General features: G+C 66.3%; 16 protein-coding genes. 5 read left to right on the top strand and 11 right to left on the bottom strand.

Annotation, left to right across the window (positions count from 1 at the left end; all coding sequences use genetic code 11):
• Positions 1 to 26: 26 nt before the first annotated feature.
• From KF886_23750 to KF886_23715, 8 genes are all read right to left on the bottom strand, one after another.
• Positions 27 to 395, bottom strand: coding sequence for a hypothetical protein (locus KF886_23750; GenBank protein MBX3180375.1), 369 nt, complete (start codon positions 393 to 395; stop codon positions 27 to 29).
• Entirely contained in the window at positions 392 to 1240 is an 849-nt protein-coding gene (locus KF886_23745; protein MBX3180374.1) for a hypothetical protein, read from the bottom strand. The genes KF886_23750 and KF886_23745 overlap by 4 nt, the downstream gene beginning before the upstream one ends.
• 5 nt (positions 1241 to 1245) lie before the next feature.
• Positions 1246 to 1701 (bottom strand): biopolymer transporter ExbD, encoded by a 456-nt coding sequence (locus KF886_23740; protein MBX3180373.1) that lies wholly within the window; start codon positions 1699 to 1701, stop codon positions 1246 to 1248.
• A gap of 3 nt (positions 1702 to 1704) precedes the next feature.
• The gene (locus tag KF886_23735) at positions 1705 to 2349 is read right to left on the bottom strand and encodes a MotA/TolQ/ExbB proton channel family protein (GenBank protein MBX3180372.1); all 645 of its coding nucleotides are present in this window, start codon (positions 2347 to 2349) and stop codon (positions 1705 to 1707) included.
• 89 nt (positions 2350 to 2438) lie between these two features.
• Positions 2439 to 3305: an acetylglutamate kinase gene (gene argB, locus KF886_23730; protein ID MBX3180371.1), complete on the bottom strand. Its 867-nt coding sequence runs from the start codon at positions 3303 to 3305 to the stop codon at positions 2439 to 2441.
• 47 nt (positions 3306 to 3352) lie between these two features.
• Positions 3353 to 4561, bottom strand: a complete 1209-nt coding sequence (gene argJ, locus KF886_23725; GenBank protein MBX3180370.1) for a bifunctional glutamate N-acetyltransferase/amino-acid acetyltransferase ArgJ — start codon at positions 4559 to 4561, stop codon at positions 3353 to 3355.
• Complete coding sequence (argC, locus tag KF886_23720) at positions 4558 to 5571, bottom strand: N-acetyl-gamma-glutamyl-phosphate reductase (GenBank protein ID MBX3180369.1); 1014 nt, start codon at positions 5569 to 5571, stop codon at positions 4558 to 4560. The genes argJ and argC overlap by 4 nt, the downstream gene beginning before the upstream one ends.
• A 95-nt stretch (positions 5572 to 5666) precedes the next feature.
• Positions 5667 to 6470 carry an SDR family oxidoreductase gene (locus KF886_23715; GenBank protein ID MBX3180368.1) on the bottom strand — a complete coding sequence of 268 codons (804 nt, stop codon included), beginning with the start codon at positions 6468 to 6470 and terminating at the stop codon, positions 5667 to 5669.
• A gap of 192 nt (positions 6471 to 6662) precedes the next feature.
• Between KF886_23715 and KF886_23710 the strand changes: the two genes are divergently transcribed.
• The 5 genes from KF886_23710 to KF886_23690 all read left to right on the top strand — a co-directional run bounded on the left by KF886_23710 (position 6663) and on the right by KF886_23690 (position 11084).
• The gene (locus KF886_23710) at positions 6663 to 7562 is read left to right on the top strand and encodes a histidinol-phosphatase (GenBank protein MBX3180367.1); all 900 of its coding nucleotides are present in this window, start codon (positions 6663 to 6665) and stop codon (positions 7560 to 7562) included.
• Between the two features lie 76 nt (positions 7563 to 7638).
• On the top strand, positions 7639 to 8025 hold the full coding sequence (locus tag KF886_23705) for a hypothetical protein (GenBank protein MBX3180366.1): 387 nt from the start codon (positions 7639 to 7641) through the stop codon (positions 8023 to 8025).
• A 156-nt stretch (positions 8026 to 8181) separates the two neighbouring features.
• On the top strand, positions 8182 to 8943 hold the full coding sequence (locus tag KF886_23700) for an HAD family hydrolase (GenBank protein ID MBX3180365.1): 762 nt from the start codon (positions 8182 to 8184) through the stop codon (positions 8941 to 8943).
• 77 nt (positions 8944 to 9020) lie between these two features.
• Complete coding sequence (locus KF886_23695) at positions 9021 to 9872, top strand: type 1 glutamine amidotransferase (protein ID MBX3180364.1); 852 nt, start codon at positions 9021 to 9023, stop codon at positions 9870 to 9872.
• 84 nt (positions 9873 to 9956) lie between these two features.
• A complete protein-coding gene (locus KF886_23690; GenBank protein ID MBX3180363.1) occupies positions 9957 to 11084 on the top strand; it encodes an iron-containing alcohol dehydrogenase in 1128 nt (375 codons plus the stop codon).
• 59 nt (positions 11085 to 11143) lie between these two features.
• Here KF886_23690 and priA read toward each other — a convergent pair whose 3' ends face one another.
• From priA to KF886_23675, 3 genes are all read right to left on the bottom strand, one after another.
• A complete protein-coding gene (priA, locus tag KF886_23685) occupies positions 11144 to 13627 on the bottom strand; it encodes a primosomal protein N' (protein ID MBX3180362.1) in 2484 nt (827 codons plus the stop codon).
• A 60-nt stretch (positions 13628 to 13687) separates the two neighbouring features.
• Complete coding sequence (locus KF886_23680; GenBank protein ID MBX3180361.1) at positions 13688 to 14293, bottom strand: HNH endonuclease; 606 nt, start codon at positions 14291 to 14293, stop codon at positions 13688 to 13690.
• A 153-nt stretch (positions 14294 to 14446) separates the two neighbouring features.
• Positions 14447 to 17758 (bottom strand): DUF87 domain-containing protein, encoded by a 3312-nt coding sequence (locus KF886_23675; GenBank protein MBX3180360.1) that lies wholly within the window; start codon positions 17756 to 17758, stop codon positions 14447 to 14449.
• Positions 17759 to 17761 lie beyond the last annotated feature (3 nt).

The following is a 17761-nucleotide window of genomic DNA, read 5'->3' as shown; positions in this document are numbered from 1 at the left end:
GCGTCGCGCGTTTCACAAGTGACCCGCTACCGGCTTCGCTTGCGCGGGCCCCTGCGCCGGGCTCCGGGCCGCTTTCCGCGCGATGGATTGCGCCGGCTTTCCCGCCCTTCCCGATGCTCCTCCTGGGCCGCGAGCGCTCTGGGCGCGGGAATGTAGCGCGCGCCCTTGTCCTCCAGCGCGTTGATGGCCCCGCACTGCGGGCACGTGGAGTGGCGGATGGCGTCCTGGTCGAGATAGACGTAGGAGCAGTAGGAGCATCGCCACAGGTACTGCTTTTCGAGCACGAGGTAGGCGCGGCGGGTGGTGATTTCGGTGTACACCCAGATCGCCAGGGCTCCCGCGACGATGGCCGCGCTGTAGATGATCAGGGCGGCGGGCAGGGAGATTTCAATCATTCCCGCGCCTCCTCCCGCGCGCGCTGGATCCGGAGCGTTGCGGTCTGCATTGCGCCTTCCTCGAGGGCGAGCGGTTCGAAGCGGTACTGCAACACGGTGAGCTGGACTTCGTCGATGAGATCCCGGTTGTCCACGTTGGGGCTGAATACGTTGACGACTTTGCCCAGGGCGTTTACCTGCAGGACCACCTCAATCGGTCGCACCAGGGTGGCCGGGTCGACGGACCACAGGGCCTCGACGGGCGGGGCAAAGAGGAGGTCCCGATCGGCGGGTTCACCGGCCCATAGGATGTGGGCCTCGAAGCCCTCGGCGGGCCGGTGGGTCGGGATCCGCTCCTGGCGCGCGCCGATGGCGAGCGTGTCCCGCCCGATGTTGCCGGTTTCACCGGGCCGCCGCAAATCCGAGAGGGTGCGTGAGAGGCCGGAGAGACTCCGGCTGAATCGCGCCCAGCTGTCGACATCGCGCGGCTCGAAGAGATCGTCGAAGCGGGACCATGCCTGAAGGCTTTCCTGGCGGACGCGTAGCCGCTCGAGTTCGGCGAACTCCAGGGTTGGCAGGTCGATGGCGGGCGCCCCGCCGTCGCCCCGAAGCGCGAGTTGCTCAGGCGCCGAGCCGGGCGCGCCTTCGGTGGGTTTCCCCGGCGATTCCGGCGCGTCATACACCGTCACCGGAATAATGGCGAAATCTCGGAATTGGATATCGTTGCGGGGGAAGTGAATGACGATGCTGAAGACGGTCACCATGGAGAGGTGCAGCGCGGTGGAGGCTCCGAGGGCGAGGTAGAAACTGCGGCGGTCCGCCCGCCGGCGAAAGTGTGCGTACCACCTGGGTTTCGGCTCCGCCATGCGCCCTACACGTCGCCCGGCGATTCGGCGGCGACTCCATACTTTTCAATCCCAACACTGTTGGCAATACCGAACACCCTGACGAGGCGACCGGATGGAGTTTGATCGTCTGCGTATATCAGGACCAAGGCATCGGGCTTTCGTTCGGCAATGACAGAAAGAAACTCCGAGAGTTCGGCCCACTCAGAAATCTGAATGTCCTCCTGCAAATCACCACCCCTTACAATGATCTCACCCCCGTTATCGGGGCCGCCAACCCCGGGTCGCAGAAAGATATCGACGTCCTTTACTTCGAGCTTGTTCGCGCCGGGGGCCTTCGGGATTTCGATGGGGATTGAGGTCTGCACGACGAAGGTGGAAGAGAGCATGAAGAAGATCAGCAACTGGAACACGACGTCGATCAGGGGCGTCATTTCCACGTTGGCCACGATGCGCCGCTTGTTGTTCCGTTTGAACTTCATACGTTAAATCTCGCGTTCGCCCTGGTGGCGGGTCAGCAGTTCCACGAGCTCCGCGGAGCTGATTTCCATTTCTACGACCATATTGTCGACGCGGGTGACGAGCCAATTGTAGACCACGAGGATGGGGATGGCGACGGCGAGGCCGGCCGCCGTGGTGACGAGCGCGTTGCCGATGCCCTCGGCGAGGTCGGCGGGATTCACCTGGCCGCGCTTGTTCTGAATTTGGGCGAAGGCCTTGATCATGCCGGAGACGGTGCCGAGCAGGCCGAGGAGCGGCGCGATGTTCGCGCATGTGGCCAGGGCGGAGAGGTGGCGCTCCAGGTGGGGAAGCTCCAGGTTACCGGCGTCTTCGATGGCTTCGCGGATCTCCTCCTTGGGGCGGCTCTTCTTGAGAATGCCGGCCTTCATGATGCGCGCGACCGGCGCGTCCGTGTCGTCGCAGATCTGGATGGCTTCCTGGATGCGGTTCTGGCGGAGGACCTGGCGCATGGTGTCCATGAACTCGCGGGTATCGATGGTGGCGCGCCGCAGGAATCGGAAGCGGTCGATAATGATCGCCAGGGCCACGCAGGAGCAGAACATAATGGGCCACATCAGAATGCCGCCCTGCGAGATCAATTCAAATGGTACGGTCGCTGATTCGGACAACTCCGCATCTCCTGTGTTGTGGGGGCTTGCCGGCCCGGTGTAAAGAGCAATTCGGGCGCCGCGCGAATTGGCGGCCGCCGGAAGAATCGTTAATGGCTTACGAGCGTGCCGAGCCCCTGGCGGGTGAAGATTTCCAGGAGCAGGCTGTGGGAAACGCGCCCGTCTATAATATGCGTCTTGCGGACGCCCGCGGTCAACGCGCCGACGCAGGCCTCGACTTTCGGAATCATGCCGCCGGCGATGATGCCGGAGGCGCGCAGCTCGGGGATCTCGTCCCGCCGCAGCTGGTGAATAAGGGAATCGGGGTTCTTGACATCCCGGAGCAGGCCGGGGGTGTCGGTCATGAAGACGAGTTTCTCGGCGCGGAGGGCGCCGGCCACCTCGCCAGCCGCGGTATCGGCGTTTACGTTCCACACGCCGCCGCGCGCGTCGGTCGCCAGCGGGGCGATAACCGGGACCATGCCGGCGGCCACGAGCGTGTCGATGACCTTGGTGTTCACCTGGATGATCTCGCCGACGTGGCCGATGTCGCCGCCGTCGGGCATCATTTTCTTCTGGGCGTAGAGCAGGTTGCCGTCCTTGCCGGAAAGGCCGACGGCCCCGCCGCCGGCGGTGTTCAGGAGGCTGACGATGTCCTTGTTCACGGAGCCGCACAGGACCATTTCCACGACGGAAATGGTTTCGTCGTCCGTGATGCGGAGGCCGTGGGTATTGAAGCGCGACTCGATGCCCACGCGTTTGAGCATCTGATTGATTGCGGGGCCGCCGCCGTGGACGATGACGGGATTCATCCCGACGTACTTCATCAGCACGATGTCTTCGGCGGTGCTCCGGCGCAATTCCGGGTCGAGCATGGCGGCGCCGCCGTACTTGATCACGACGGTCTTGCCGTTGAAATCGCGGATGTAGGGCAGCGCCTCGATCAGCACCGCCGCTTTTTCTATCAGTTCCTGCATGGTCTCGTCTTCAGGGTATTACCCGGTTTTCGCCGGCGCGCCGCCGCTCAGGTGCGGTAGTCCGCGTTAATGGACACGTAGTCGTGGCTCAGGTCGGAGGTCCAGAAGGTCGCCGCGCCGGGGCCGTCCCCGAGCGATACGGAGACGGTGATCTCGGGCTTGCTCATGACCGCCTTGGCCGCCGCTTCGTCAAACAGCGTGGGCAGGCCATCGTGCACGACGGCGACGTCGCCGATAGAGATCCGGAGGTGTTCGGGCGAGAAATCCGCGCCGGAATAGCCCGCGGCGCACGCGATCCGCCCCCAGTTCGCGTCCTCGCCAAAGAAGGCGGTCTTGCAGAGCTGGGAATGCGCGATGCTGCGCGCCACGGTCTTTGCGTCGTTGTCGTCTTCCGCGCCGGCCACCTGGATCTCGATGAATTTGGTGGCCCCTTCACCGTCCCGGACGAGCGCCTTGGCGAGCGCCACGCAGAGCTGCTCCAAGGCCTCGCCGAAGGCCTCAAAGTCGGGCGTGCCCGGCCGGAGTGGCTCCGCCATGGCGGCCCCGTTGGCGATGCAGAGGGCGGCGTCCGACGTGCTCATGTCGTTGTCCACGCACATGCAGTTGAAGGAACGATCGACGCAGGCGCGGAGGAGCGCCCGCAGGTCGTCGGGTTCGATTCGGGCGTCGGTGGTGATGACGGCGATCATGGTGGCCATGTTGGGCGCGATCATGCCGGAACCCTTCGCCATGGCTCCAAGCCGCACCGGGCCGCCCGAGAGCGGGATCTCCACCGCCATTTCCTTGGGCACGGTGTCCGTGGTCATGATGGCGCGCGCGGCGTTTTCGTGGCCGGCCTCCGAGAGGGCCTGGACGCAGCCGTTCACGCCGCGGACGATGCGATCCATGGGCAGCGGCACGCCGATGACGCCCGTGCTCAGCACGGCCACCTCGGTGATCGGAATTTCGAGGCCGAGGCAGACCTGCTCGGCGGTGCGCTGCGCATCGGCGACGCCCTGCGCGCCGGTGCACGCGTTCGCGTTGCCGCTGTTGATGAGCACCGCCCGCCCGGCCCCGCGAATGCAGACGCCCTCAGTCCACTGGAGCGGCGGCGCCTTCAGCAGGTTGGTGGTAAAGGCGCCGGCCATAACCGCGGGGGCCTGGCTGGCCACCAAGGCGCAGTCGAGCTTGTCCGAGCCCTTGCCCTTGATATCGGCGTTGAATCCCGAGGCCTGGAAGCCCTGCGGGGCGCACACCCCGCCTCCGATAATCTTCATGGGGCGAGCCCTCCCGCCCGGAGGCCGGTCGTTTCTTCCACGCCAAACATCAGGTTCATGCACTGCACCGCCATGCCGGCCGTGCCGCCGACGAGGTTGTCGATGGCGGAAAGGAGCAGGAGGTTGCCGGTGCGCGCGTCGCGCACCCAGCCGAAATCGATGAAATTGGAGCCCTTGACGTATTTCACTTCGGGAAGCACGCCCTCGCCAAGAACGCGGACAAAGGGCTCGCGGTCGTAGCAGGCGTAATATGGCGCCGGGTCGAAATCCCTTTCGGGGCGGAGGACGATGGTCGTGTGAATCCCGCGCGTGATGGAGACCACGTGGGGCGTATATTGCACGGTCCACGTGTGATCCAGCGCCTGCTCGATCTCCGGGATGTGCTGGTGCACGCCGACCTTGTAGGCCTTCAGGTTCTCATTCATCTCCGGGAAATGGAAGGCTTCCGACGGTGATCGTCCCGCGCCGCTCACGCCGGAAACCGCGTTGATCACGATGGACCTCGGGTCAATGGGCGCGCCGAGGAGCGGCCGGAGCGGGGTGAGGATGCTGATCGGGTAGCAACCGGGGACGGCCACCAGGGAGGCCCCGGGCAGCGCGTCGCGGCTCATGGGCACATAGCCGTAGACGGCTTCCGGGAGCAATTCCGGGGCGCCGTGATCGTGCTTGTAGTATTGCTTGAACTTCGCGGTGTCCTTCAGCCGGAAGTCGGGGCCGATGTCGATCACGCGGACGCCCGCGCCGCGCAACGCGCGCACCATGGCCATGGATTCCGCGCCGGGCACGCCGACGAAGACCACGTCGCAGGCGGCGGCCAGGGCATCGGGGTCAAACGCGGTCAATTCCAGGTTGGTCAGGGCGCGGAACTGCGGGAGCACCGCGTCCAGCCGCTGCCCAGCCGCACTCGAGGAAACCGCCGCGACCACATCCACTTCCGGATGGGGATGGAGCAGCCGGAAGAGCTCCCGCCCGCCGTATCCCGTTACGCCAACTATGCCAGCACGAATCATTCAACTCACCTTGGTTAAAGCCGCTCATTATACGGTTTGGGCGGGATTTGGCGCAAAAACCGTTACCCGTGCCGCGCGCATGCATACCCGGGCGGCTACCAGGCGGTCCAGCCGCCATCCACCACGATTTTCGTGCCTGTTACATAGCTGGCCGCGTCCGAACACAGAAAAACCACCGCCCCGGCGATCTCCTCCGGATGGCCCACGCGACCGGTGGGGCATTTGGCCTTGAGGAGGGCCATGAAATCGGGATCCGCGCCCTGCGTATCCGGGTTGGGGAAGGGGCCCGGGACCACCGCGTTGACCCGGACGCCGTGCGGGGCCAGGAATACCGCCTGGTAGCGCACCAGCTGGAGCAGGCCCGCCTTGGCCACGCCATAGTCCACCGGGTTGGGCGTCTGGCTTGGCGGATACATGCGCGGATCGGGGCTCACGAGCCCATACATGCTGCTGAAGTGCACGATGCTGCCGCCGCCCCCGGCCTGCATGGCGCGGCCCGCCTCGCGCGTGGCCAGGAAGGCCCCCGTCAGCGACACGCGCATCCCCGCCTCCCACTGGGCCGCCGTCATGGTCTCGAGGCGCGCCTTGGTGTAGAAATAGGTCAGGTTCACGAGGATATCCAGCCGCCCGCGGGCCGCCATGATCGCGTCGACCGCCGCCGTCACCCCCGCCTCGTCGCCGATGTCCAGCGCGCACCCCTCCGCCGAGAGGCCATCGCGCGCGAGGGCTGACGCGGCCGCTTCCGCCGCCTCGGCACGGATATCGGCGATGATCACGTGGGCGCCGTGCTCCGCCAGCGCACGGCTCACCCGAGCGCCAAGCAGCCCCGCGCCGCCGGGAACCCAGGCCGTCTTGCCGGTGAGATCGAAACGGGCGGTGGCATTGGGGTGGGCGGACATGGCGATTCCTTTCCGGATGGGCCTTGGAAAACGATGGGATGGGGCATTTAATCAGAGCGATTACCGGGATGCAAGGCGCCGGATTACATCGCCGTTGCGTTTCCGGCGGGAGATTCGCTTAAATGGCGCGTAGTATTCGCCGCGCGGCGGCGAACGGATTCCATCGCCTGAAACAGTCCGGTACCCCATCCCATGCCATCCCGACCCACGAATGCGCCCTGGTTTGTATCCCTGCACGGCGGCCATTCCGGCACCTACTGCGACCATGCCGAGGACACCCTGGAGGCGCTTGTCGAACGCGCTCACGCCCTCGGGATGCCGGTTTATGGCCTGACCGAGCACGCGCCGCGGGTCGAGCCGGAGCACGTGTATGACGAGGAAAAATCCCTGGGCTGGGACACGGCCCACCTGGCGCGCCTCTTCGCGGACTACGCCCGCGAGGCGCGGCGCCTGCGCGACGCCTGGGCCGGCCGCATCACGCTGCTGGCGGGATTCGAGGCGGAAGTGGTTCCAGAAGGGCGCTACGTCCAGGTCATGCGGGACCTTCGCGAAACCCACCAGCTCGACTACCTGGTCGGCTCGGTGCACTGGGTGGACGGCGTCATCATCGACTACACCCGCGCACGGTTTGATCACGCTGTGGAAGCCTGCGGCGGACGCGAGCGCTTCGCCCTCCGCTACTACGACATCGTCGCCGAGATGATTGCCGGGCTGCGCCCCGAGGTCGTGGGCCATCTGGATCTCGTGCGCCGGCACGGCGGCGACGATCCCGCATTCGCCACGCCCCGCGTCCGGGAGCGGGTCCGGGGGGTGCTCGCGCTGATGAAGGAGCAGGAGGCGATTCTCGACATCAACACCGCGGCGCTTCGCAAGGGGATTGGGGGGCCGTACCCCGCGCCCTGGATCGTGGAAATCGCGCGGGACCTCGGTGTGGCGTGCTGTTTCGGCGACGACGCCCACCGGGTGAGCGAAGTGGGGGCGGGTATCCCCGAATCGCGCGACTACCTGCTTGCCCATGGGCTCCGCGAGGTGACCGTGCTGGTCCGGGAGGCGGGTGGTCTGGGCCGCCGGGAGGTTTCGCTTGCGGGGTAGTTTGGGGCGCGCTTGTGCGCCTGGCGGCGGGGTGGACCCGCCTTCGGCGGGCAGGCGCGTGGACGGAGTGGACGGAGTGGACGGAGTGGACGGAGTGGACGGGGTGGACGGGGTGGACGGGGTGGACGGGGTGGACAGAGTGGACGGGGTGGACCCGCCTTCGGCGGGCAGGCCCGTGGACGGGGTGGACGGGATGGACGGGATGGACGGGATGGACGGGATGGACGGGGTGGACAGAGTGGACGGGGTGGACAGAGTGGACGGGGTGGACGGGGTGGACAGAGTGGACGGGGTGGACAGAGTGGATGGGGTGGATGGGGTGGATGGGGTCGGCCGTCCTTCGGCGGGCAGGCGCGTGGACAGAGTGAATTGGGTGGGGCGAATGGATGGGCTGGACTATGGGCCGGCGCGCCTGGGCGCATTTGTGTGTGTTCCGTTGCCATGTTTGTGGGGGCTGTGCTAGGATTTTGCGGTGGGAAGCGCACTTCCCCGGCGCGCCGCCGCCCGCTTCGCGCGCCCGGCGGCGCCCCCGTTCCCGGGTACCCCTTGATGACGGCGCCACCGCCGCATGCGCGCACCGGGTGGCCCGGATTCGTAACCCCCATGAGACCCCTGTAGTATGAGCAAGAGACCAATCGGCGCGGTTACCTTCGATCTGTGGGACTGCCTTTTTGCGGATGATTCGGACGAACCGAAGCGCGCCGCGGCGGGCCGCCCGCCGAAGCCGGTGGAGCGGCGCGCGCTGATGCACGCGTACCTGAGCCGCCACGGCGCCATTGAGCGGTCGGCGGTGGATCTCGCGTATGACGTGGCCGACGCGGCGTACCGAAAGGTCTGGCACGATCTTCACGTGACGATGTCGGTTGCGGAGCGGCTGGAGATTCTTCTGGACGGGCTGAAGCGCAGCTTGCCGGCGGAGGAATTCGCGGCGCTGGTCCGGCTGCACGAGGACATGGAGCTGGAGTTCCGTCCGGATCCGGCGCCGGGTGCGCTGGAGGCTTTGCGGGCGCTGCACGGAAAGTATCCGCTGGCGATCATCTCCGATACGATTTTCAGTCCGGGCAAGAATCTCCGGAAGCTGCTGGAGGGCGCGGGGATGCTGGGGTGCTTCGATCACTTTGTGTTTTCGGACGAGCTGGGGAATTCCAAGCCGCACCCGCGCGTGTTTGAGTCGGTTGCGGAGGCGTTTTCGATCGATGTGCGGGAAATCGTGCACATTGGCGATCGCCCGCACAACGATATCGGCGGCCCACATGCTGTCGGCGCGCGTGGCGTGCTGTTGACGGCCGTTAAGGATCGCCCGCTCGATGGGCACGCGCCGGATGCGGTTTGCGGGAATTACGACGAATTGCCGGCCATCCTGAAGGGGTTGGACGGATAGTTTAAGGGTCGGGGACCGTTGACGCGGCGTTGGCCGCACCCAATCACCTACCACGAAAGCGATTACAGGAACAGCGAATGTCCAGTCCAAAGCGATTTCTCATCCCCGATGGATACAACCAGGAAAGCCGGGCGAAGTTCGCCGAAGTGCGGATGCGGCTGGCGTGGGAGCTTTACCGCGACCTGCTGGTGAAGTACATGCCGGGCGCGGAATACGAGGTGTGGCTGAGCAGCGACGAGGAATCGCGCGATGGCTACACGGTCGACGAACTGAAGGCGTTTGACGGCATTTTGTGGCCGGGCTGCAACCTGACGGTGTACCACGATGTGCCGGAGGTGAAGCGGCACCTGGAGCTTTGCGAGCGTGCTTTCGAGGCGGGCCTGCCGCAGTTCGGGAGCTGCTGGGCGATCCAGGTGGCGACGGTGGTTTGCGGCGGTTCGGTGGGGCCGTGCGACAAGGGGCGCGAGATGGGTGTGGGCCAGAAGATCCTGCTGACGGAGGAAGGCGTGAAGCACCCGATGTTTGCGGGGAAGCCGCGCGTGTATTCGCACTTCATGAGCCACGACGACGAGGTGAAGGCGCTGCCGGCGGCGGGGGTGCACCTGGCGGGCAATGGCTGGAGCGATGTGCAGGCGGCGGCGTTCACGTATAAGAATGGTGAGATGTGGGCCATTCAGTACCACCCGGAATACGACTTGAACGAGGTGGCGCGTCTGATTGAGGCGCGGGAGGAGAAGCTGACGCGGCTGGGCTTTTTCGGGGACAACCACGGGACGACGATGAAGGATTATGTCACCCGGCTTGATCAGCTGGTTGCGGCGCCGCACCGGAAGGATCTGCGCTGGCAGCTGGGCATCGACGACGATATCCTGGATGATGGCGTTCGGGAGCTGGAGTTCAAGAACTGGATAGAGCATTTCTACGGGTGAGGAGGAGGGACGACAGGGACGGCAGGGACAGCAGGGACGGCAGGGACAACAGACACAACGGCATAAAGCACCAAGGAACACCCCATGCAGAACGCTTCCTACAATTACCCCACGCGCATGATCTTTGGTCCGGGCACGCGCGCCCAGTTGGGCGAGTTGCTTAAGGCCCGGGGCAAGCGGCGCCCACTCATTGTGACGGATCGCGGCATTGCGAACCTGCCTTTCCTGGCGGAGATCGCTGGCATTTTGAAGGACGCCGGCCTGACGCCCGCGGTGTACAGCGATATCCACGGGAATCCGGACAAGCCGCAGGTTACCGGCGGCGTGGACGCGTACCGGGCGCACGACGCGGATTCTTTCATTCTGCTGGGCGGCGGGGCGGCGCTGGACGTGGGCAAGGTCATCGCACTGATGATTAACCACCCGGGCGATGTGTTCGATTACGAGGACGGAAACCCGAACATGCCGCCGGTGGACCAGGACATTCCGTTCAACATCGCCGTTCCGACGACCGCGGGAACGGGTAGCGAAGTGGGCCGGAGCAGCGTGATTTCGGACGAGCAGCACATCAAGCGGATCATCTTCGATCCGCGGATGCTCCCGCCGCTGGTCGTGGCGGATCCGGAGCTGACGGTGGGCCTGCCGGCGGGGGTTACGGCGGCGACGGGGGTGGACGCGCTTTCGCACAACGTGGAGGCCTTCCTTGCGAAGGGATACCACCCGATGGCGGACGGTATTGCGCTGGAGGGCGTGCGGCTGGTCATGGAGAATCTGGAGACGGCGGTCCGGGCGCCGGAGAACATCGTGGCGCGCGGGAATATGCTAATGGCGTCGTCGATGGGCGCGACGGCGTTCCAGAAGGGTCTCGGGGTGACGCATTCGTGCGCGCACGCGCTCTCGGCGGTGTGCGACCTGCACCACGGCCTGGCGATCGCGATCATGCTGCCCGCGTGCATGCGCTTTAACGCGGAAGCGCTGCCGGACCGGATGGCGCGCCTCCAGGCGGCGGCGGGCACGGACCTGAGTTTTGACCGCTGGCTTGAGGAGCTGAACCAGCGCATTGGTCTGCCGCTTCGGTTGAGCGAGGCCGGGGTGAAGCCCGAGCACGTGCCGCAGCTTGTCGCCATCGCGATCAACGATGTGTGCCACGGCTGCAACGTGCGGGAAGTCAGCCGCGACGATTTTGAGATGCTCTTCAAGAGCATGCTGTAGGCTTTGGCGGAACATGCGACTGGCGCGGCCCCGCATGCCGGGGCCGCGCCCCGCCGGCTTCAGAAGATGCCGTAGGGATCGAGGTCGACCTTGAGCAGCACCTTGCGGCCCTTGTGCTGTTCGAGGAACTGATCGCGGCTGTGGCGGGTGAGCGCGTTGAGTTTTTTCGCGCTGCGGGACAGCACGCCCAGATGCCAGCGGTAGTGTTTCTTAACTTTTTTCACGGCGGCCGGGGCGGGGCCCATGACTTCCATGCCCTGGAAGCCGCCGGAGCGGATGAGTTCGCGGACGATGCGCCCCAGGGCGAACATGCCGCGCTCGGCCAGCTCCTGGTCTTCGCTTTCGACGGCGAAGTTCACGAGGCGGCGGAATGGCGGGTATTGCGCGCCCTCCCGGTGGGCGATTTCCTGCGCGAAGAAGGCGTGGTAGTCGTGATCCGCCGCGGCGCGAACGGCGTAGTGGTTGGGGCGGAAACTTTGTATGATCACCTCGCCCGGCTGATCGCCGCGCCCGGCGCGCCCCGCGACCTGGGTGAGCAGCTGGAAGGCCTGCTCGGCGGCGCGGAAGTCGGGCATGCAGAGTCCGGTGTCCGCGTTGATGACGCCGACGAGGGTGACGCCGGGGAAATCGTGGCCTTTCGCGAGCATCTGGGTTCCGATGAGGATATCGATCTCGCCACTCGCAAAGCGCCCCAGAATTTTGGCGTGCCCGCCCTTACCGGAGGTCGTATCGGCGTCCATGCGCGCGACCCGGGCCTTTGGAAAGGCGTGCATGAGGTAATCCTCGACTTTCTGCGTGCCCGCGCCAAGGTAGATCAGCGGGTTGAAGTAACACTTGTCGCAGATTTCGGGCTTGGGCCGGGTCGCGTTGCAGTAGTGGCAGCGGAGCAGGGCCCCGGCGCTGTGGTAGGTCATGCTGACGTTGCAGTCCGCGCACTCGGCCACCCATCCGCACTGGGGGCAGAGGACGAAGGGGGCGAAGCCCCGCCGGTTCAGCAGGAGGATGACCTGTTCCCGCGCATCGACGCGCGCGTTTACGGCGTCCTCCAGCGTGCGCGAGAGCATGACCTGGCCGGCGTTTTCTTTGGCTTCGATCCGCATGTCGAGCACCTTGACCGACGGCAGGGCCGCGTTCGTGGCGCGTTTTGTGAGGTCGAGGCGGATGGATTTGCCGATCTCCGCGTTGTGATAGGACTCGATCGCGGGGGTGGCGGAACCGAGGACGCACACGGCGTGGTTGTTGTGGGCGCGCATGATGGCGACGTCGCGCGCGTGGTAGCGGGGCGACTCGCCCTGCTTGTAGGAGCTGTCGTGCTCCTCGTCCACGATGATCATGCCCAGGTTGGGCAGGGGCGCGAACACGGCGGAGCGCGCGCCGACCACGATGCGGACTTCGCCGCGCTGCGCGCGCCGCCACTCGTCGTAGCGTTCGCCGAGGCTCAGGCCGCTGTGGAGCACGGCGATGTCCTGCTTGAAGCGGGCGACGAATCGCCCGACGGTCTGTGGGGTGAGGGAGATTTCGGGCACGAGCACGATGGCGTCCCGCCCGAGCTCCAGCGTGCGCTCGATGGCCTGGAGATAGACTTCGGTTTTTCCGGAGCCGGTGATGCCGCGGAGGAGGTAGGTTTGGAAGGTGCGGGCTTCGAGCGAGGCGGCGATCGCTTCGTAGGCGGCCTGCTGTTCCTCGTTCAGCGGGAACTTTTCCGCCGCGTGCCCGGGCGCGCCGGTGTCGGGGCGGCGGAAGAGCTCGCGTTCGGCGAGCCGCACGAGGCCCTTTTGCGCCAGGGAACGGGCGGTCGCCAGCGTGGTCTGGTGTTTTTCGCTCAGCGCGGAAACGGCCAGGGCGCCGCCCGTGTGGAGGAGGTCGAGGTAGATCGCGGCCTGTTTCGGCGCGCGCCGCTGGAGCTGGGCCAGGGCGTCGTTGTCGAGCAGGGCGGCGGTATTCAGTTCCGCGTACCACTCGGTGCGGATGGAGACGCCGGCGTCCTGCAGGACCGGCTCGGCGACCACGACGCCGCGGCGGATGAGGGCGTTGAGGGTGTTGCTGAGCGCCTGGCGTCCGGCGTCGCCCGCGAGCTGTCCCTCGGTGAGGGGGCCGCGCTTGTAGAGTGCGGCGATCACGGCGCGCTGGCGATCGGTGAAGCGTCCGGCGTCGAGCATTTCGGGGACGAGCCGGTAGCGCATGCGCGTGCCGATTTTGAGTCCGCGCGGGACAGCGCATTGGAGGGCTTCGCCCCAGGAACAGCAATAGTAATCGGCGATCCATCGGCACAGGGCGAGCATTTCCCGGGAGAAGACGGGGGTCTCGTCCGGGAGGTCGATGATACTCTTGACCTTTTCCACGGCGGGCGTGGGGCTGATCGCCACGATGAAGCCGGTGTCGATGCGGTTCAGCACGGGCACGACGGCGCGCATGCCGGGGGCGACCCGATCACGCAGGGACGGGGGCACCGCGTAGCAGAAGGTGCGGTCCAGCGGGATCGGGAGGACGACCTCGGCAAAGAGATCAGTCTGGGACGGCTGTGTGGGTATCGCAGGGGGCATGGGGAGGCGTTCTCGCGCCCCAAGTATAGCGTGGCGCGCGCGGGCGCGCCAAGGCGGCGATCAGCGCGCGACGTCGGTCACCCAGCAGGAGGTGTCGACGAAACGCTGCCAGCTGTGCAGCTCTTGCTTGCGCACGGAGATGCCGAAGCGCGGTAGCCAGCGCGGCGCGGCGGGCTGTTTGAGCAGGCGCATGTTGGCCTCCTCTGGCGTGCGGTTGCTCTTTTTCACGTTGCAGCGCGCGCAGGCGAGGACGAGGTTTTCCCACGAGTCGATACCGCCGCGGGAGCGGGGGATGACGTGATCGAGGGTCAGATCGCTTTTTTCCGGCTGGGCGCCGCAGTACTGGCACTGGTGCTGATCGCGCGTGAAGATGTTGGTGCGGGAGAAGCGGATTTCGTGGCGGATGAAGCCGTTAAAGACGGTCAGTAGGATGACTTCCGGGAGGACGACTGGCTGCTTCGGGGTATGCACGACGTTCGCGTCGGGGTATTTCATGTATTCCCTGCGCGAATGCGTGCACCAGGCCTCGAAGGAGTAGAGGGAATAGTCCCGCGGATGCACAACGCGGGCGTGGCCCTGGTACAACAGCGCCAGGGCACGTCGCGCGGTCGCCACGTTGATGGCGATCCACGACTTGTTCAGGACAAGTACATGTGCATCCAACATAACCGGTCTCCGGAATGGGCTGAACGGTCGGCTGAGTCCGCACCAGTATAAATAGCGGCAGGTGGCAAGTCAACGAAGGGTGACGCGGCGACCGGGCGCGGGGCGATCCGGGGGATCCGCGCCGTTATTGCGCGGGTCCATGCGCACTGGCGGTCAGGCGCGGCTGGCCTGCGCGCGTTCGGCGATGGCCTCGGGATCGAGCGGTTCGCGGTGCCAGGAGAGGCAGAGGCTGGCGCCGATTTTTATGGGCGTTCGGGTTACGTCGGCGTTGTGGAGGTAGAAGCGGCCCTGGGCGAGGCGCGCGACATCGTTGCCGTGTCCGCCTTTGCTCTGGAGGAGTTCGCGGATGGCGTTGATGACCGCCGGGGAGCTGCCTTTGCCGTAGAAGCTGGTCGAGCAGTTCGAGACGACCCCATTGTGGATTTCCTTGGGGGCCTGTGTAGCGATCACGAGGCCGAGGCCGTATTTTCGGGCCTGTGCGGCCAGCCGCATGAAGCTGTCGCGGCAGGCCGATCTGGAGACGGCGGGAATGAAATCCCGGGCCTCGTCGAGCACGAGCAGTCCGCGCAGGGGCGCCTCCCCGGTGGCGGGATGCTTCTTGATCCAGGAGAAGAGCGCCATGAAGAGGCGGTTGAGGAACTGTTGTTGCTGATCGAGGGCGGGGAGGCCGGTGAAATTGATCACGGAGATGCGCGTTCGGGCTCGGCCGCCGTTCAGGCCCAGCAGGGCGACGGGATCGAGCGATTCGCCGCTGCTGCTCAGGAGGGGGTCGAGCTGCATGGCGCTGCGGAGGGCGTCGGCCATTTTTCCGGCGTGCTTTCGCGCGTCGCCGATGCCTCCATCGGCACCGTCGGGCAGATCGTCCAGTAGGGCGACGAAATCCTCCAGCGAGCCGCCGCCGCCGTGCTCGGCGAAGAAGCGGAGGGCGGCGGTGAGGATGCCGAGGCGGTTTCGGGCGGTTTCGCTGCTGGTGGGCGCGACGATCCCCTGGAGGGCTTCTCGCGCCATGGCGATGGCGTCCTCCAGCTCATCCGGATCGTTCGCCATAGCGGCGAGATCGGGGAGGGGTTCCAGGCGGAGCGGGTTGCCGCGTTCGAGGCCGGGGGTCCATAGCACGGTTTCCGTGACATCGAAAAAGCGTTGGGCCTTCTCGACGTCCTCGCTTCCCCAGGCGTCGGGCGGTGCTGGCCACGGATCGCCGAATTGGGCCAGGTCGTTCGCGGTGTCGATGACGATGGCCGGGACGCCCAGGAGCGCGGCCTCTTCGACAATTCGCTTGACGAGGACGGTCTTTCCCGATCCGGCCCCGGCGAAGATCGCGATGTGCTTGCGCAGTTCGCGCAGCGGGAGCGTAACGGCATCGCCCCGGGGCTCGCCACCGATTACGCGGCTCCCGACCGGGAGATCGGCGTCGGCGGATGCGCCTGCGGGAACGGGCGCCGTCGCGGCTTGCTGCGGGGCCGGGGGCGGCGTGTCGAGCACGGGCTCCGGATGGGGGGCGGCAATGGGGGCCGTTGTATCCGCCGGTATTTCGGGATCGGCGGGCGGCGCTGGCTCCTCGGTGAGCGGCAGGGCCTGCTGTTCCGGGGACTGTGCCGCCGGTGGTGCGGGTCGGGGCGTCTCGGAGGCCTCGGGCGCCGCCGACTTCACGAGGCGCGCGTGCTGCATCATGGGGAGCTGGTGGACGGGCTGCCGGGCGGCGAGCCAGGCGTCGAAGCCGTCGGGGCCTTCCGCAGCCAGCTGTTGCAGCGCCCAGAGGGTTGCGATCTCGGCGGGTTTCGGCGCGACCATCACGCCGCCGCGGGCGAGGAAGTCCCGGGTGAGCTGGTCGGTCTTTTCGCCGTGCGGCGCGGGATTTGCGCGAAAAATGACGAGGTGTCGGAAGTCCAGTTTACGGTCGATGCCCGCGCTGGTCATGGCGGCGCGGAGCCGGGCGATGTAGGCGTTCGGGTGCATTTTTTCCAGCGCGCGGATGCAATAGTGGCGCTCCGCGCCGGTGGCCAGTTCGATCTTGCGGATGCGGGCGTGCAGCGGCATGAAGCTGTGCCTTCCCGGGAAATCGCTGTCGACCACGACATCGAAGGCGTCGTCGGCGGGGGACTCCTTCACGAGGCATATTGCGGCGGTCATCATGAGTCCGGCGAGCTGATCGTCCTCCCAGCGCTCATCCATGAGTTTGCGCGTTTTGGCCTGGCTGCGCAAGTCCTCGAAACGGGCGTCGAGGGAACTGGCGGCGGCGGTTGTGACGGCGGGCGCGGCGGCGGCGGCCTCCCCGTTGTAGGAATCGAGTTCGGTGACGGCGCCGCGTTGGAGGCACTGGCGGCAATGCGCGTCGCAGCGTTTGAGGAGTTCGCGCGGGGCGCGGCCTACCGCGCCTTCGAAGAATCCGGGGGCGAAGGGCCAGGTGGGGTAGGGGGGCGCGAAGCCGGCGGCGGCGAATGCGGGATCGAGGCGTCCGCGCACGAGGGCTTCGGCGGTTTCGCGATCCGTGAGGGGGGCCAGCGACTCCTCGGGTTCGAAGCGGTCCATGTTGCTCTGGAGGCCGTATTCTTTGAGTGTTTCCAGGCTGCCTTCGAGGCAGGTGACCACGGGGAGTGCTCGTACGGTTGTGGCGTAGAGGCTTCCGAGCCCGTTGCAGAGGTCATTGAGGATTTTCTTGGCGAGTTCGGCGGATTCATCGTCTTCGCGCGTGCGTTCGGCGCGGGCGGCCTGCCGGTTGTAGGCGACGATGGGGTCGAGCTGGTCGATTGCGATGATGGTCGGGCCGCGAAACGAGGCCAGCCAGGCGAGCCCCAGCACGATGTCGGAGGGTTTCTGGCGGGGGGCGGCAAAGCCGAACTGGCGCCGGGCTTCGTCGTCGATTTCGAGGCCCTGAAGCCACGTGGAGCCGATGCTGTTTACCTCGTAGTCCCGGGCGTGGAGGAGCACCGCCGCACGCACCACATCGCTGTGGCGCGCGGTTCCGGTGGGGTCTTTTCGCTGGAGGTTCTTGAGAATGTCCTTGATCGGCGTTTTGAAGGCGTCGACCGGCTGCTTGCCGAGCAGCCGGACATAGTCATCCGCGTCCACCGTGGTGCTGAGTCGCGCGATCACGCTCCGCAGGATGGCGTTCAGTTGCGTATGGCCACCGGCGATGGGCTGCTGGAAGGAAAGCACGAAGCTGAGGAGGATTGTTTCGAAGAAATCGCGAACGTCGGTCAAGTCCGCCATCACGAAATTCATCGATTCCGCGGTTGCGCGCTGCCGGAGGATGGCGAGGAGGTGTGTCTTGCCGATGCCCGCCGGACCGAGCAGCATGCGTCCGAGCGCGGGCCTCGGGCCGTCCATGGATCGCGCGGCTGCAATGATGGCGTCGGAGACGTCCCCGTGCAGTCCGGGCACGTCGGGTACATTGTCGACCCAGACGACTTCCCGGTGCACAACCCAGTTGAAGTCTGCCATACGGAGCGCGTCGAGTTCCCCCATGGT

The sequence above is a fragment of the Candidatus Hydrogenedentota bacterium genome (genome assembly GCA_019637335.1).
GTDB lineage: Bacteria > Hydrogenedentota > Hydrogenedentia > Hydrogenedentales > JAEUWI01 > JAEUWI01.
The sequence above is the reverse complement of the archived record's forward strand: the minus strand, read 5'-3'. Positions and strand labels throughout refer to the sequence as shown.

Excerpts from the sequence above, each read along its gene's own strand:
- KF886_23750 (MBX3180375.1), bottom strand. The coding sequence starts at position 395 with ATGATTGAAATCTCCCTGCCCGCCGCCCTGATCATCTACAGCGCGGCC.
- KF886_23745 (MBX3180374.1), bottom strand. The coding sequence starts at position 1,240 with ATGGCGGAGCCGAAACCCAGGTGGTACGCACACTTTCGCCGGCGGGCG.
- KF886_23740 (MBX3180373.1), bottom strand. The coding sequence starts at position 1,701 with ATGAAGTTCAAACGGAACAACAAGCGGCGCATCGTGGCCAACGTGGAA.
- argB (MBX3180371.1), bottom strand. The coding sequence starts at position 3,305 with ATGCAGGAACTGATAGAAAAAGCGGCGGTGCTGATCGAGGCGCTGCCC.
- argJ (MBX3180370.1), bottom strand. The coding sequence starts at position 4,561 with ATGAAGATTATCGGAGGCGGGGTGTGCGCCCCGCAGGGCTTCCAGGCC.
- argC (MBX3180369.1), bottom strand. The coding sequence starts at position 5,571 with ATGATTCGTGCTGGCATAGTTGGCGTAACGGGATACGGCGGGCGGGAG.
- KF886_23715 (MBX3180368.1), bottom strand. The coding sequence starts at position 6,470 with ATGTCCGCCCACCCCAATGCCACCGCCCGTTTCGATCTCACCGGCAAG.
- KF886_23710 (MBX3180367.1), top strand. The coding sequence starts at position 6,663 with ATGCCATCCCGACCCACGAATGCGCCCTGGTTTGTATCCCTGCACGGC.
- KF886_23700 (MBX3180365.1), top strand. The coding sequence starts at position 8,182 with ATGAGCAAGAGACCAATCGGCGCGGTTACCTTCGATCTGTGGGACTGC.
- KF886_23695 (MBX3180364.1), top strand. The coding sequence starts at position 9,021 with ATGTCCAGTCCAAAGCGATTTCTCATCCCCGATGGATACAACCAGGAA.
- KF886_23690 (MBX3180363.1), top strand. The coding sequence starts at position 9,957 with ATGCAGAACGCTTCCTACAATTACCCCACGCGCATGATCTTTGGTCCG.
- priA (MBX3180362.1), bottom strand. The coding sequence starts at position 13,627 with ATGCCCCCTGCGATACCCACACAGCCGTCCCAGACTGATCTCTTTGCC.
- KF886_23680 (MBX3180361.1), bottom strand. The coding sequence starts at position 14,293 with ATGTTGGATGCACATGTACTTGTCCTGAACAAGTCGTGGATCGCCATC.
- KF886_23675 (MBX3180360.1), bottom strand. The coding sequence starts at position 17,758 with ATGGGGGAACTCGACGCGCTCCGTATGGCAGACTTCAACTGGGTTGTG.